The organism is Bifidobacterium intestinale, assembly GCF_023656765.1.
In the GTDB taxonomy this organism is placed as follows: domain Bacteria; phylum Actinomycetota; class Actinomycetes; order Actinomycetales; family Bifidobacteriaceae; genus Bifidobacterium; species Bifidobacterium hominis.
The window spans coordinates 168,317-183,553 of the sequence record NZ_JAMOKR010000001.1 but is presented as its reverse complement, the minus strand read 5'-3'; the positions used below and the strand labels follow the sequence as shown (position 1 = coordinate 183,553).

Sequence of the window (15,237 nt, the reverse complement as noted above, 5' to 3'; positions counted from 1 at the left end):
TGCGCTAATCCTTATCGTTTTCCAGCAGCTGGATTCCCTGGCGTATGTAAATATAGCCGGCAAGCCAGTACAATCCTACGCCCCATATGCCGGTGGCAAGACCGCATAAATGCAATGTATCCGTAGCGGAATTAGACCAGATATCCGCAAAGATCAAAGCGACAATAGCAATCATCAGCATGGCAGTGCCTGCTTTGCCCACAAAATGCACGGGCAACGGACCATAATCATGCTGAGCTAATACCAACACGAGAATCGCCATAATCAAATCGCGCAATCCAACGATGATCAGCATCCACCATGGAATGATGTCGGCGACGCCCAACGCGAGGATGCTACAGAAAATCAGCAGACGATCGGCAATGGGGTCGAGAATCTGCCCGATCTTGCTCACTTGATTGAACGACCTTGCAATAAGACCATCCAAACCGTCAGATACCGCCGAAAGCGCAAGCACGACCAACGCAAGCACCATCTCATGGCGAGAGACCAATACCGAGATGAAAGGAATCGAAATGATTCGCAACAGGCTAATAAGGTTCGGAACCGTGAAATAAATATCCCGCGGTTCCGGACTGTATTGCTTTTTGATAATCAGTTTGCTCATACTTCGAGCAACATTACATTCTCGAGGCCTGCAAGGCGGTGACAATTATGCCACGGGCACCAACTTCATACAATTGGTCCATCAGTTGGTTGACCTTGGCCTTTGGCACGACAACGCGCACGGCCGCCCACTGTTTGTCATGCAGTGGGGAAACGGTCGGGCTCTCAAAGCCCGGCGTGATGGCCACAGCGGCGGAAACCTTCTCGACTGGAATGTCGTAATCCATGAGCACGTAGCGTTGGGCGGTAATCACACCCTGCAGTCGGCGGCTGAGAATCGTCAGGCGGTCGTCGTTCTCAGCGAGACGCGGAGAGCGAATGAGCACGGCTTCGGAATGCAGCAACGGCTCCGCGAAAATACGCAAGCCGGCATTGCGGAGCGTGGTGCCCGTGGACACAACGTCGGCGATCAAATCCGCCACTCCAAGCTGCACCGACGATTCGACGGCACCGTCAAGATGCACGGTTTCGGCGTTGATGCCATGCTCGACCAGATAATCATGCACAAGCTTGTCAAAACTGGTGGCGACACGCTTGCCTTCGATGTCTTCAAGCGTGCTGATAGGGGAATCATTCGGGGCCGCGAAACGGAATGTCGATGCGCCGAAGCCAAGTTCCATGTGCTCTTTGGCGTCCGTTCCGGAGTTGAGCAACAGATCATGGCCGGTGACGCCGACGTCGATGGTACCGCGTCCAACGTAGACGGCGATATCGAGTGGACGCAGATAGAACAACTCCACGTCATTGTCGGAATCCTCTACGACCAGCTGACGTGGATTGCTCCTCAGACGATAGCCAGCTTCGGCCAGCATGTTCCATGCAGGTTCAGACAACATGCCCTTGTTAGGCACGGCGATTCTCAGCATTTTTCCTCCCAAAAAAGGCCATGCCTTCTGCGGCATGGCCAAAAACTCACAGATTCTTGTAGATGTCTTCGAGTGTGATGCCACGGTCGATCATCATGACCTGCAGGTGGTAGATGAGCTGGCTCATCTCCTCCGCGGTACGATCGGCGCCTTCGTATTCAGCTGCGATCCAGGTCTCGCCCGCTTCTTCGACGATCTTCTTGCCGATGAAATGCGTGCCCTTGCCCAGTTCGTCAACGGTTAGCGAGCCGGCCTGCTTGGAAGCGGCCTTCTCGCTTAATTCGGCAAAAAGGGATTCAAAAGTCTTCATTGTTCTTGTCTATCCTCAAAAAATTGATGGAAGGTCAGGCCTTGAATGCGGCTTCAGCCTTCTCGCGAATGGAATCAATGGCTTCCGCAGGATTCTCAGCGCCGTACACAGCGGAACCCGCGACCAACACATCAGCACCCGCTTCAGCTACGATATGGGCAGTCTTCGGACTGACACCGCCATCGACCTGAATCTTGGTGGCAAGACCACGGCGGGTAATTTCGTCACGCAAGCGACGCACCTTGGACATCTGGTTGTCGAGGAACTTCTGGCCACCGAAGCCGGGTTCGACGGTCATGATCAAAATCATGTCGAATTCGTCGAGAATATCGAAAATCGGCTCGACAGGTTCAGCCGGACGTACCGCGAAGCAGGCTTTGCAACCCATTTCGCGCAACTGGCGTGCCAGACGCACCGGAGCATGGGTGGCACCCATATGGAAGCTCACGGATGCGGCGCCCAGCTTGGCGTACTCAGGTGCCCAACGATCCGGATCCTCAATCATCAGATGCACGTCAACCGGAAGATCGGTGACTTCGCAGATACGAGCCACGATCGGCTCGCCCAAAGTCAGATTCGGGACGAAATGATGATCCATCACGTCGACGTGAACGAGATCCGCATTGGAAATGGCCTTGAGGTCACGCTCAAGGTTGCAGAAATCGGCGGACAGGATGCTTGGTGCGATTTGAATAGTCATGGCTCTCATTCTATGAAAGGTAATCGACTTGCTGTTACTTGATGTCGGACTGTTTGTCGGTATTCGAGACGGTTTCGGTATCGTTGGTTTCGATTTCATCCGCAGTTTGCTCTGAAAGAGTCGCTGCATGATCGGCGGATTCTTCCGCCCCACTGTTTTCGAGACGTTGCTCGATTTCAGTGACGGTACGAAGCTTCTCCGCCAACAGGTCAGTGTCCTTGCCCATCTGCTGCACGACGATGAACGCCACCACGCCAAGCACGAACACCGCCATGGAAACCCACACGTTGATGCGCACGCCCAAGAACTCATGCGCATAATCGATGCGCAGGGATTCGATCCAAGTACGTCCCAACGTGTACCACATGATGTACACGGTAAATAGGGATCCGGCTTTAAGCTTTTTCATGGCCTTGGATCCGATGTACACGATGATTGCGGCTCCGATGAGATTCCAAATCATCTCATACAGGAAGGTTGGATGGAACAGTGTTCCGCTTGGGCATGTAGACCCGTCGTAGCATTGCTCGCTGTGCCCGATAGCAGTGCCTTCCATATTGAGCTTCAGGCCCCATGGGAAAGTCGTCGGCGCGCCATACAGCTCCTGATTGAACCAGTTGCCCAAACGCCCAACAGCCTGTGCTACCAACAATCCCGGGGCGATGGCGTCGGCCAGCAAGGCCATTGGATAATGCTTGTGTCTGCACCAAGCCCATGCGGCCAACGCTCCAAGCAGCACTCCGCCCCAGATGCCAAGTCCGCCATTCCAGATGCGGAACATCTCCACCCAATCGCCATTCGGCCCGAAGAAACGTTCGGGCGTGGTGATGATGTGATAGATTCGGGCACCCACGATACCGGCGGGGACACTGACCAAAGTGATGTCAAGAACCTGATCGAAATTACCGCCCAACTTCTTCCATCGTGTGGCGGTTATCCATACCGCCAGCACAATTCCCAACAGAATGCATAACGCATAGATGTGAATCGTTACAGGGCCGATGGAAAACTGTGAAATCGTTGGCGATGGAATGTATGCAAGTGTCATGGTTTCCTGATGGTAGTCCACGCATCCGATATGGCGTTGCGTGGACTACCGAAATCGTTGGAATGGTTTACTTCGCGGAGCGTGCGTTGTGAATGCCGTCCGCAAGTTCTTCGGCCTTGGCCGCCAATGCCTTGAGTCCGGTGGCCTCGTCGACGGCGTTCTTTCCGGATTCGTCGAGCATGGTATGCACCAACGCGGATCCGACGATGACACCGTCGGCATAGGAGCCGACTCGCGCACCTTGTTCGGCGGTGGAGACGCCAATGCCGACGCAGACGTTCTTCGCACCGGCATTGCGCGTGCGTGCCACCAACTCCTCAGGCGAAGCGTCAATGGTGGAACGTTCACCGGTGACGCCCATACGGGCGGCTGCATAGACGAAACCGCAAGCATTGTCGGAAACGACCTTCAAACGACTGTCTGTGGAATCCGGCGACACGAGGAAGATTCGGTCAAGTCCGTGACGGTCTGAAGCTTCGATCCATTCGCCAGCCTCATCCGGAATGAGGTCGGGGGTAATCAGGCCAGCGCCACCGGCGTTCTCGAAATCACGCGCGAAACGTTCGACGCCATAATGGTAGATGAGATTCCAGTAGCTCATCACCAACGGAACTCCCCCGGCATTGGCCACGGTCTCAACGGCCCTGAACACGTCCGCGATTTTCTCTCCATTGTCGATGGCGATTTGTGAAGCAGCCTGGATGACAGGACCATCCATGACCGGATCGGAATACGGCAGGCCGATTTCAACGGCATCGACGCCATGCTCGACCATGGTGCGGAATGCCTTCAGCGAATAGTCCGGATTCGGGAATCCATATGGCAGATAGCCGATGAATGCGGGCTTGTTCGCAGCTTCGAACTCATCGAACATGGCTTCCGACGGACTCGGCTTGTGGCTGATGCCGAGCGGCTGTCCGGACAGCGTGGTTGCTGTTGCGTGCGTCATAATGGGATGCTCCTTCTTTCACTCGCTGTCCGCGTTGTTGCCTTGGGCGCCGTTGGCTTCGAGCGCCTTGGCCTGTTCATCGGTCAAATAACCGAACCATTTGCCAGCGGTGTTCATGTCCTTATCTCCACGACCGGAAATGTTGATGATCATGACTGGGTGCTCGTATCCCTTGGCCTTGAGATCCTCAGCTGCCTTGTAGGCGCCAGCAACTGCATGAGAGCTTTCAATCGCCGGAATGATGCCTTCGGTTTCGCAAAGATCCTTGAAAGCGCTCATCGCTTCCTCATCGGTTGCCCAGGAATAGTTGACGCGTCCGATTTCTTTGAGCCATGCGTGTTCCGGGCCGACGGATGCGTAATCCAAACCGGCGGAGATGGAATACGTGTCGAGGGTCTGGCCTTCGGAATTCTCGAGAAGATAGCTCTTGGCACCTTGGAACATGCCCAGTTCGCCGGTTCCCGGAGCGAAACGAATGGCATGACGCCCGGATTCGGGGCCATTGCCGCCCGCCTCGTAGCCGTACAGATTCACGCGTTCGTCATCAAGGAAAGCGTTCATGATGCCGATGGCGTTGGAACCGCCGCCGACGCATGCGCAAACCGCATCCGGATGGTCGATGCCGTACCAATCCTGAAGCTGCTGCTTGGCTTCCTCGCCGATGATCTTCTGGAAGTCGCGCACCATTGCCGGGAACGGATGTGGACCTGCGACCGTGCCAAGCAGGTAGTGCGTGTCTTTGACGTTGGTGACCCAGTCTCGCAAAGCCTCATTGATGGCGTCCTTGAGAATGCGATCTCCCAAAGTGACTTCCACCACCTCGGCACCGAGCATGCGCATGCGAGCGACATTAAGCGCCTGACGACGCGCATCGATCTGACCCATGTAGATGCGGCATTTCAAGCCGAGCATGGCGCACACCGTAGCGGTGGCCACGCCATGCTGTCCCGCGCCGGTTTCAGCGATGACACGGGTCTTCCCCATGCGCTTGACCAGCAGAGCCTGCCCAAGCGCATTGTTGATCTTGTGCGCGCCGGTATGGTTGAGATCCTCACGCTTGAGGAACACACGCGCGTCGAGACCGGTTTTTTCTTTGAGACGCTCGGCGAAACGCGGAGCGTCAGTCAACGGTGATGGACGTCCAACATACTGCTGGTTCAGTCGTGCCAGCTCCTTATGGAACTCCGGATCGGCCTTGGCTTCCTCATAGACGCGTTCAAGCTCGTCAAGCGCCGTGATCAGCGCTTCCGGCACGTAACGTCCGCCGAATTGGCCGAAATATGGTCCTTCGTGGCTTGCCAATGGGGTTTGTTCGGATGCTTTCACTCTTGCTCCTGCCTTTACCAGTCGCTCCACAGCCTGCTCATGGTTGGCTGCGGTTGCGACACCTTCGCCAACCAGCACCGCGTCGGCTCCGGCGCGGGCATAATCCTCCAGCTCAACCGAACCGAACACTCCGGATTCCGCTACACGGATCACATCGTTCGGCAAATCAGCGGCCAGCTCGTTGTATTTGTTCACATCGACCTTGAGGTCCTTGAGATTCCGCGCGTTGATGCCGATGACTCGCGCTCCCGCATCAATGGCACGCTGGATTTCCTCACGGGTATGCGTTTCGACCAGCACCGTCATATTGAGACTATGTGCAAGCTCAAGCAAGGACTTGAGCTTGCCGTCGTCCAACGCGGCGACGATCAATAGCACCAGATCGGCACCGTGCGCACGCGCTTCCCAAATCTGATATTCCGTGACGATGAAATCCTTACGCAATACCGGGATTTTCACAGCTGCACGAACTTTATCGAAATCATCTAGCGATCCCAAAAAGCGACGTCCCTCGGTAAGCACGGAAATCGCGCTGGCTCCGCCCTTCTCGTATTCTCTGGCCAAAGCGGCTGGATCGGGAATATCGCTCAGGTGGCCTTTCGATGGCGAGGCTCTTTTGATTTCCGCGATGACCGGAATGCCGTCGGTCTTTTTCAGCCATTGCCGCGCATCAATAGGCGCTGGCGCGGCAAACGCCTGACGCTTTACTTCATCAAGAGGGATTTTCTGTTCGCGTGCTTGTTGATCTTCAACTGCTCCTGTAACCAGCTCATCGAGTACAGACATAGCGTTCCTTTCAGCAATTGACTCGATTAGTTAGCTTGTTTGGTTTGACTCACAATTGGCGAAGCTGCGAGGCGATCTGAACAGCCTCAACGCTGGCTTCGGCCTTATTGCGAGTCTCCTGCCACTCACTGGCCGGCACGGAATCAAGTACGATTCCAGCTCCGGCCTGCACGCTCGCTTCATGGTCGCGGATGAATGCAGTTCGAATGGCAATTGCCATATCGAGGTTGCCCGAAAAATCGAAATAACCGACAGTACCGCCGTAAATGCCACGATCTGCGGGCTCAAGCTCGTCGATGATCTCGATGGCACGCGGTTTCGGCGCTCCAGAAAGCGTTCCCGCAGGAAATGCAGAGGTGAACACGTCGAATGATGTCATGTCGGGGTTGACCCTGCCGGTGACGGTCGAGCAGATATGCATGATGTGGCTGAATCGCTTGACATCCATCAAGGAAACAACCTCCACGCTTTCCGGAAGGCATACGCGACTCAGATCGTTACGCGACAGATCGACGAGCATGATGTGTTCGCTGCGTTCCTTCGGATCAGACAGCAGATCCTTGGCGAGCTGCTCGTCTTCCTCAACGGTGGCGCCACGTGGTCTGGAACCCGCGATCGGGAAGGTCATGGCATGACCGTTATCCACTTTGATCAGTGTTTCCGGGCTGGAACCGATGACATTGAAATCACGTCCCTGCGCGTCAGTCAGCGACATGAAATACATGTAAGGACTGGGGTTCAACGTACGCAACACACGGTAGACGTCGAACGGATCGGCAGGCGAATCAATGTCGAGACGCTGGGAAATAACCACCTGGAACACGTCACCGTCGATAATATGCTGCTTGGCGATTTCGATAGAGCGCTCGTAATCGCTTTTCTCCGTGCGGAAGCGAAGTTCCGGCTGGCTAACGGTCTCATCCAGCACGTTGACGCGAGCTTCACCTTCGACAGGCGTGGCAACCTTTCGCTGCATATCGTCCAATCGCGACACAGCCTCATCATATGCGGCGTCGGCACGGGTCGGGCGGTCGTCCACATTCACCGCGTTGGCGATCAACCACACCGATCCGGACACATGGTCGACCACGGCAATATCTGTGGCTAGGGCCAACACCATTTCAGGCTGCCCGGTCTCGTTCGGAGCCTCGGCACGCAGGGTCGGCTCCCAGTGGCGAATCGCATCCCAGCCAACGGTACCAACCAGACCGCTGGTCAGATTCGGAAGTCCTTCAACATGCGGCGCCTTCAAGGTTTTCAGCGCGGCATGCGCGACTTCCATTGCATCGCCTTCAGCAGGCACGCCAGCAGGAACCCGCCCCAACCAATCGGCCTTACCGTTGTTGGAACGCAACTGAGCCATGGAATTCACGCCAATGAAACTGTATCTGCTCCACGTACCGCCGAATTCCGCGGATTCGAGAATAAACGTGCCAGAACGTCCAGCAGCAAGTCGCTCATAGAAGCCGACTGGCGTCAAGGAGTCAGCAAGAAGGCGACGTACAATCGGAATGACGCGATATCCCTGGTCCGCCAACTCGTGGAACTGTTCACGTCTCGGCCAGGTGGCGCCCCACTTGAGTGCTTGTACGCTGCATTCGCTCATCGCTGGCCCTCCTGTTCCTTGGTGCGATATCCCACGACCACGGGCAACTGCCCGCCTTCCTCGAAGCAGGATCGTTTGCCGGTATGGCAAGCCGCTCCTACTTGGTCAACTTCAATAAGAATGGCATCACCATCGCAATCCAGCGCGAAAGACTTCACATATTGGGCATGTCCGGAAGTATCTCCCTTACGCCAGTACTCCTGCCTGGACCTCGACCAGAAAGTAACGCGGCCGGTTGTCAAGGTGCGGCGTACGGCTTCATCGTTCATATATCCGACCATCAGCACCTCTTTGGTGTCGAACTGCTGGATGACAGCTGCCACCAGTCCTTTGTCGTCACGCTTGAGACGTTCTGCAATTCGTGGATCGAGAGTAGTGCTGTTGTCGTATGCTTCGTTGGTCATGGTGATGGTATGGTTCGTTTCTTCGATTATTGATTAATGTTCGCTTGTTTTTGCTATTTTCGGCCTTCAACGCACGATGTAGCCGGCGGCTTTGATCGCGTTCTTGACTTCACCGATCGTAACTTTGCCGTAATGGAAGATCGACGCGGCAAGAACGGCATCCGCACCAGCTTCGATTGCCGGAGGAAAATCAGAAGCCTTTCCAGCACCGCCGGAAGCAATGATCGGAATCTTCACTTCCTTGCGCACAGCTTTAATCATTTCAAGGTCGAAACCCTGCTGAGTGCCGTCTGCGTCCATGGAATTCAGCAGAATCTCTCCCGCTCCCAGCTCCTGGGCACGCTTGACCCACCAAATGGCGTCAATGCCCGTGGACTTACGTCCTCCCATGGTGGTGACTTCGAAACCAGACTGAGTATGGCGCTCCCCCTGCTCACGACGCGCGTCAACGGACAATACGAGCACCTGGTTGCCGAAACGTTCCGCGACACGGCTGATCAGTGTCGGATCGTTGATGGCAGCGGTATTGACGCCTACCTTGTCGGCTCCACAACGCAGCAGTGAATCAACATCTTCAGGAGCACGCACGCCTCCGCCGACAGTCAGAGGAATGAAAATCTGTTCGGCGGTTCGACTTACCACATCGACCATGGTCTGTCGATGCGAACTTGACGCGGTCACATCGAGGAAGGTCAGCTCGTCGGCTCCTTGGCGGTAGTATTCCGCGGCAAGCTCGACCGGGTCGCCGGCATCGCGAAGATTTTCGAAATGCACGCCTTTGACTACTCTTCCCGCATCAACATCAAGACATGGAATGACTCGGACTGCCAGTGACATGCTGTTTTACTCCTTCGCGCATGGTATCGTGCAACGAATGTAAGAGTAACCGTTTTACGTTACGCATGTCTGTCGGAAGTCCGGGTAGCGGACAAAACAGCTTCTTTCCTTGACAGCTAATCGCGTTCTTTAGCCGCAAGCTGCCCGCATGCGCCATCGATGTCCTGCCCGCGCGTATCTCTCAACGTAGCGGTGATGCCAGCCTTGTGAAGAATGTCAAGAAACTGTTGTTCATCCTCAGGCTTCGAAGCGGTCCATTTCGACCCTTCGATAGGATTAAGCGGAATCGGGTTGACGTGAACCCAATTATCACCGTAATGGTTCAGGCGTTTAGCGAGCAACTTGGCATGTTCGGCCTGATCGTTGATGCCACGCATCAGAGCATATTCGATGCTCACGCGGCGCTTCGAAGCCAGATAGTAGTCGTGTGCGGCGTCAAGCACCTGCGTGGTGTTGAAACGTTTGTTCATTGGAACAAGCTCATCTCGCAGTTCATCGCTCGGAGCGTGCAAAGACACGGCCAGACGCACCGGAATACCCTCAGCCGTAAGTTTTTTAATACCAGGTACCACGCCGACCGTGGAGACGGTAATGTTACGTGCCGAAATACCGAAACCCTCGGGCGGCATGGAACTGATCTGACGAACAGCGCTCAATACCGACTTATAGTTGCCCATGGGCTCTCCCATGCCCATGAATACAATGTTGCTCAGGCGTCCGGGCCCACCCGCAACTTCTCCGTCACGCATGGCTTTCGCGGCCACACGGACCTGTTCCACAATCTCGCCTGCCGACATGTTTCGAGTCAGACCCAATTGGCCCGTAGCGCAGAAGGGGCATCCCATGCCGCAACCGACCTGACTGGAGATGCACAACGTGGTGCGTGTGGGATAGCGCATGAGCACGGACTCAATAAGCGAACCGTCGAACAGGCGCCACAACGTTTTGATAGTGGTGCCCTCATCAGCCACTTGACGAGTCACTTCGGTAATGAGCGTCGGGAAAAACACCTTCGCGGCCTCGACTCGTTTCGTTGCTGGGAAGTCGGAGAATTCCTCCGCGTTGACATCGAAATGCCCGTAATAATGATTGGCAAGCTGCTTGACCCTGAATTTCGGAAGTCCAAGATCCTTGGCTTTAGCGATACGCTCTTCCTCGGTCATATCCGCAAAATGCATCGGCGGCTTGCCTCGACGCGCATGATCTTTGGATAACACGTCTCGGAAAGCACCAGTGGTGCCTCCTGGGGTGATGCCGGTCTCTGGCAGATCCTTCATGGAGTTCGCAGAGTCGCTCATTACTTTTCTTTGACCCTTCCTACATTCCAGTCGCCCACAGCAGCACGCACACGAATGGTGCGCACAACAGAATGGAATCCACTCGATCCATCACGCCGCCATGCCCCTTGAGCAGATGGCCCATATCCTTGATACCGATATCTCGCTTCAGCATGGATGCACACAAGTCACCAAACGTTCCGGCAATGCCGATCATGAAACCTGCCACGACGGGAACCCACCAACGAGAAGCCCACACGTCTGGCTCGTATGTGCAGAACATCACTACGAAGGAGCCAACCATGGAGAACAGGATGGACCCGGCAAGTCCTTCCCACGATTTCTTCGGCGAAATACGCGGGCTCAGCTTGTGCTTGCCCAGCCATGCTCCAGCAAACAGGCCGCCAGTATCGCTCAATGCGGGCATGAACACCATCATGATGGCGTGAGCAACGGGATGCCCATTGAATGTCAGTGGCATGATGACGCAAGACGCCAGAAGAGGAATATACAACACGGTGAACATGGAAACCGCAACATGGCTCAAACGGCTATGGGTTACCTCTCCCTGCTCATGGTTGAACGACGATTCGAGTCTTGCGCCGGCATCGGTATGGGAAAGTTTGTCGGCAACCGCCAGTGAGATGCGGCTGCCGAACGTCACCTTGGCGCTGGCTGCGATCGCGACAATCACTAGAGACGCCAGTACACATACCGTCATGGCGACGATATGACGTTCGCTGTAATAGGTGGACAGCAGCGTCGCCGCCGAACACACCCACAGCACCGCCACAGGAATGTGCAATCCCACAGTGGCGAAATCGACGCGCAGCTCCCACAGGGCAAGCATCATGAAAAGCACGACCAGATAGACGAACAAGTCGATGCTGATCAGCAGGCATGCCAAAATGAGGATGACGAGGACCGCTCCCGTGGCGATGGCCTGAGGCATGTTACGGCCCGTCTTCTTGTTGATGGCGTTGATGGCCTCTTCGGCTTCCTTTTCGTGCTGTTCCTGATGTTCCATCATGCTCCCCTGTCTAGCTGTGCGTCGATTCTTTTTCAGGAGTGAAGGTCTCAGACCTCCATGATCTCCTTCTGCTTGGCTTCAAGCAGGGTGTCGAGCTCGTCAGTGGTCTGCTTGGTGACCTTGTCGAGTTCCTTGAGCAGACGATCGCCCTCGTCCTCGCCCATTTCGCCATCCTTGATGGCCTTGTCGAGGGATTCCTTGGCCTTGCGACGAATATTACGCACAGCGACCTTGCCGTCTTCTGCCTTGCCCTTGGCAAGCTTGACGTATTCCTTGCGGCGCTCTTCGGTCAGTTCCGGCATGGTCAGGCGAATGACGTTGCCGTCACGACGCGGGCTTGCGCCCAGATCGGAATCGCGCAGTGCCTTCTCGACGGCGTTGGCCTGGGATGCGTCAAACGGGGTGACGGACAGGGTTCGCGGTTCCGGCACGCCGATGGTGGCGACGGCCTTCAGTGGGGTCGGGGCGCCGTAGTAGTCGACGGTGATGCCGTTGAGCAACGCCGGATTGGCACGACCGGTGCGAATGCCGGAGAAGTTCTCCTTGGTGGATTCCACGGACTTGGCCATCTGCGCCTTGGCCTGTTCGACGATAGTTGCCATTTGTTTACTCCTTGTTGTTGGTTTGTTCGATCGATATTCGACGTTGAATGTCGTTATTCAGCGAGCGTGGATTCCGCAGTGGAAACCATGGTTCCGATTTCCTTACCGAGAAGAGCGCGAGTCACATTACCGGCGCCTTCAAGTCCAAAAACGCGGATGCGCTGCTTGTTATCGCGAGCCATGGAAAGCGCGGCAGCATCCATGACGGCGAGATTGTCGACAAGCGCACGGTTATAGCTCAACGTGGCGAAACGCTTGGCGTTCTCGTCTTTGCGAGGATCAGCGGTATAGACGCCATCCACGCCATTCTTGCCCATCAGTACCTCATCGCAATGAATTTCCAAGGAACGTTGGATGGACACCGTGTCGGTGGAGAAATACGGCATGCCGGCGCCGGCACCAAAAATCACGACGCGGCCCTTCTCCAGATGACGAATGGCCTTGAGTGGAATGTACGGTTCGGCGACCTGCCCCATAGTGATGGCAGTCTGCACACGCGTGGCCTGCCCTTCCTGTTCCAGGAAATCCTGCAATGCGAGACAGTTCATCACAGTTCCCAGCATGCCCATATAGTCGCCGCGGGAGCGATCGATACCAGCCTGCTGAAGTTCCGCGCCACGGAAGAAGTTGCCTCCACCGACAACGATGGCAACCTGAACGCCCTGCTGCACCGCAGGAACGATTTCTTCCGCGATACGGCGGATAACAGATGTGTCGATGCCGACCTTGCCGCCACCAAACGCCTCTCCGGATAGTTTGAGCAGCACCCTGCGTGGATTATCACCAGTGTTTTCGCCAGTCATGAAAAGCCTTTCTTGCCCGAGAACTCACGAAATTTACCGCTCTCAAGAGTATCGGCAAACACAGACACATCAGCGTAGCGACACAGTCTAAAAACAAAGGTGGCCGTCACCCTATGGATGATGGCCACCTTTATGGAATCGCCGTGCGTCTAACGCATGGATTCACTTACAAAGCCAATTCACTCGGCTTCGCCCTTGCCGACCTCGACACGAGCGAAGGCCACGGCCGCGCCACCGACTTCCTTGAACAGGTCGCCGACGGTCTTGGACGGATCCTTGACGTAGGACTGCTCGAGCAGGACGTTCTCCTTGTAGAAGGCGTTGAGACGTCCTTCAACGATCTTCGGAACGATCTTCTCCGGCTTGCCTTCAGCCAGGGACTTCTCAGTAGCCACGCGACGCTCGGACTCGACCACATCGGCCGGAACATCCTCACGGGTCAGCCACTGGGCACCCATTGCGGAAATCTGCAGAGCGGCTTCGTGAGCCACGGCGGCACCAGCCTCATCAGTGGCGATCATGGCCACGATGCTCGGCGGCATTTCAGCGGACTTCTTGTGGGCGTAGATCTCGACGTGCGGACCTTCGACCTTGGCGAACTGGCCGACCTTGACATGCTCACCGAACAGAGCGGCCGCCTCTTCGACGGCTTCTTTCACGGTGGCTTCGCCGGAAGCGGCTGCCAGCACTTCGTCCACGGAAGCGGCTTCGGCCTTGACGGCATCCTCGAGAACGCTGTCAGCGAATTCCACGAACTTCGGGGTCTTGGCCACGAAGTCGGTCTCGGAATTCAGTTCGACGGCGTAACCGGTCTGGCCATTGGCGGACTCCACGACCTTGGAGGCGATGGTGCCTTCCTGAGCCTTGCGTCCTTCGCGCTTACCAGCGGCCTGAATGCCCTTGGCGCGGATGATCTCCTTGGCGCGAGCCACGTCACCCTCAGCCTCGGTCAGAGCCTTCTTAACGTCCATCATGCCGGCACCGGTTTCCTCGCGCACCTGCTTGATCAGAGCTGCAGTGATTGCTGCCATTGATTTGTCTCCTCTGGAAAATAGTGATGTCCCATATGAGTGGGAGGCACAACACCTCCCATCATAGTGGATATTTTCACTCAGCCTTGGCTTCGCCCTCAGCTTCGGCCTCAGCCGGTGCGTCGGCGGCCGGAGCGCCCTCAGTGAGAAGCTCCTTCTCCCAAGCGGCCATCGGCTGTTCGGCTTCGCCTTCAGCCTTGGCGGCCTTGCCGGAACGCTCCAGCAGGCCCTCGGCCACTGCGTCAGCCATGAGGCCAGTCAGCAGTTCAATGCCACGGATGGCGTCATCGTTGGCTGCGATCGGGTACTCAACGGACTCCGGATCAGCATTGGTGTCGACGATGGCGACAACCGGAATGCCCAGCTTGTGAGCTTCCTCGACGGCCAGGGCTTCCTTGTTGACGTCAACCACGAACATGGCGGACGGAGTACGGTTCATGTTGCGGATACCGCCCAGCTGCTTGGCCAGCTTGTCCTTCTCACGCTCGAGAAGGAGCAGTTCCTTCTTGGTCAGGCCGGAGCCACGAACGTCGGTGAAGTCCATCTCTTCGAGTTCCTTGAGACGGGAGACGCGCTTGGACACGGTCTGGAAATTGGTCAGCATACCGCCGAGCCAACGCTCGGAAACATACGGCATGTTGACACGGGTGGCCTGGTTGGAAACGGCTTCCTGAGCCTGCTTCTTGGTGCCGACGAACAGCACGGTGCCGTTGTGAGCGACGGTAGCCTTGATGAAGTCATAGGCCTTATCGATCATGTCGAGCGACTTGAACAGGTTGATGATGTGGATGCCGTTGCGCTGGGTGAGGATGAACTGCTTCATCTTCGGGTTCCAACGACGGGTCTGGTGGCCGAAGTGCAGGCCTGCCTTCAGCATGTCGCTCATATTGATCTGAGCCATGGTATTACTACCTCTTTCTTGTCGGTTCTTGCCTGGTCATGCGTTCCTGCGTGCAGCCAAAACCTTACGGCATTGGCCGACCGACACAGGTCGTCGCGAACATGACGCGAATTGGTTGTATGCCGGTTGACAATATTGGTGGTTCGGAACTTTCA

At 56.0% G+C, this 15,237-nt stretch carries 16 protein-coding genes; all 16 read right to left on the bottom strand.

Features of this window, described 5'->3' with window-relative positions:
• Nucleotides 1-4 precede the first annotated feature (4 nt).
• Complete coding sequence (locus NBH13_RS00715; RefSeq protein WP_099571878.1) at nt 5-607, bottom strand: CDP-alcohol phosphatidyltransferase family protein; 603 nt, start codon at nt 605-607, stop codon at nt 5-7.
• 13 nt (nt 608-620) lie between these two features.
• Complete coding sequence (gene hisG, locus NBH13_RS00710) at nt 621-1,472, bottom strand: ATP phosphoribosyltransferase (protein WP_099571879.1); 852 nt, start codon at nt 1,470-1,472, stop codon at nt 621-623.
• Between the two features lie 46 nt (nt 1,473-1,518).
• Nucleotides 1,519-1,782: a phosphoribosyl-ATP diphosphatase gene (locus NBH13_RS00705; RefSeq protein WP_003834733.1), complete on the bottom strand. Its 264-nt coding sequence runs from the start codon at nt 1,780-1,782 to the stop codon at nt 1,519-1,521.
• A 34-nt stretch (nt 1,783-1,816) separates the two neighbouring features.
• Nucleotides 1,817-2,482 (bottom strand): ribulose-phosphate 3-epimerase, encoded by a 666-nt coding sequence (gene rpe, locus NBH13_RS00700; protein WP_033501068.1) that lies wholly within the window; start codon nt 2,480-2,482, stop codon nt 1,817-1,819.
• Nucleotides 2,483-2,516: 34 nt separating this feature from the next.
• A complete protein-coding gene (gene lgt, locus NBH13_RS00695; protein WP_099571880.1) occupies nt 2,517-3,530 on the bottom strand; it encodes a prolipoprotein diacylglyceryl transferase in 1,014 nt (337 codons plus the stop codon).
• A 67-nt stretch (nt 3,531-3,597) separates the two neighbouring features.
• A complete protein-coding gene (gene trpA, locus NBH13_RS00690) occupies nt 3,598-4,479 on the bottom strand; it encodes a tryptophan synthase subunit alpha (protein WP_144165545.1) in 882 nt (293 codons plus the stop codon).
• 18 nt (nt 4,480-4,497) lie between these two features.
• Nucleotides 4,498-6,591: a bifunctional indole-3-glycerol phosphate synthase/tryptophan synthase subunit beta gene (locus NBH13_RS00685; RefSeq protein WP_099571882.1), complete on the bottom strand. Its 2,094-nt coding sequence runs from the start codon at nt 6,589-6,591 to the stop codon at nt 4,498-4,500.
• A gap of 49 nt (nt 6,592-6,640) precedes the next feature.
• Nucleotides 6,641-8,197, bottom strand: coding sequence for an anthranilate synthase component I (trpE, locus tag NBH13_RS00680; RefSeq protein ID WP_099571883.1), 1,557 nt, complete (start codon nt 8,195-8,197; stop codon nt 6,641-6,643).
• Entirely contained in the window at nt 8,194-8,601 is a 408-nt protein-coding gene (gene hisI, locus NBH13_RS00675; protein WP_003834725.1) for a phosphoribosyl-AMP cyclohydrolase, read from the bottom strand. The genes trpE and hisI overlap by 4 nt, the downstream gene beginning before the upstream one ends.
• Before the next feature lie 66 nt (nt 8,602-8,667).
• The gene (gene hisF / locus NBH13_RS00670) at nt 8,668-9,438 is read right to left on the bottom strand and encodes an imidazole glycerol phosphate synthase subunit HisF (RefSeq protein ID WP_144171060.1); all 771 of its coding nucleotides are present in this window, start codon (nt 9,436-9,438) and stop codon (nt 8,668-8,670) included.
• Between the two features lie 116 nt (nt 9,439-9,554).
• Entirely contained in the window at nt 9,555-10,715 is a 1,161-nt protein-coding gene (gene rlmN / locus NBH13_RS00665; protein ID WP_099571917.1) for a dual-specificity RNA methyltransferase RlmN, read from the bottom strand.
• A gap of 40 nt (nt 10,716-10,755) precedes the next feature.
• The gene (locus NBH13_RS00660) at nt 10,756-11,742 is read right to left on the bottom strand and encodes a phosphatidate cytidylyltransferase (RefSeq protein ID WP_099571885.1); all 987 of its coding nucleotides are present in this window, start codon (nt 11,740-11,742) and stop codon (nt 10,756-10,758) included.
• A gap of 50 nt (nt 11,743-11,792) precedes the next feature.
• Nucleotides 11,793-12,347, bottom strand: coding sequence for a ribosome recycling factor (frr, locus tag NBH13_RS00655; RefSeq protein ID WP_099571886.1), 555 nt, complete (start codon nt 12,345-12,347; stop codon nt 11,793-11,795).
• A 53-nt stretch (nt 12,348-12,400) separates the two neighbouring features.
• The gene (gene pyrH / locus NBH13_RS00650) at nt 12,401-13,150 is read right to left on the bottom strand and encodes a UMP kinase (protein ID WP_099571887.1); all 750 of its coding nucleotides are present in this window, start codon (nt 13,148-13,150) and stop codon (nt 12,401-12,403) included.
• A 179-nt stretch (nt 13,151-13,329) separates the two neighbouring features.
• Nucleotides 13,330-14,181 carry a translation elongation factor Ts gene (gene tsf, locus NBH13_RS00645; protein ID WP_003834716.1) on the bottom strand — a complete coding sequence of 284 codons (852 nt, stop codon included), beginning with the start codon at nt 14,179-14,181 and terminating at the stop codon, nt 13,330-13,332.
• Nucleotides 14,182-14,257: 76 nt separating this feature from the next.
• On the bottom strand, nt 14,258-15,082 hold the full coding sequence (gene rpsB, locus NBH13_RS00640; RefSeq protein ID WP_250778520.1) for a 30S ribosomal protein S2: 825 nt from the start codon (nt 15,080-15,082) through the stop codon (nt 14,258-14,260).
• Between the last annotated feature and the right edge of the window lie 155 nt (nt 15,083-15,237).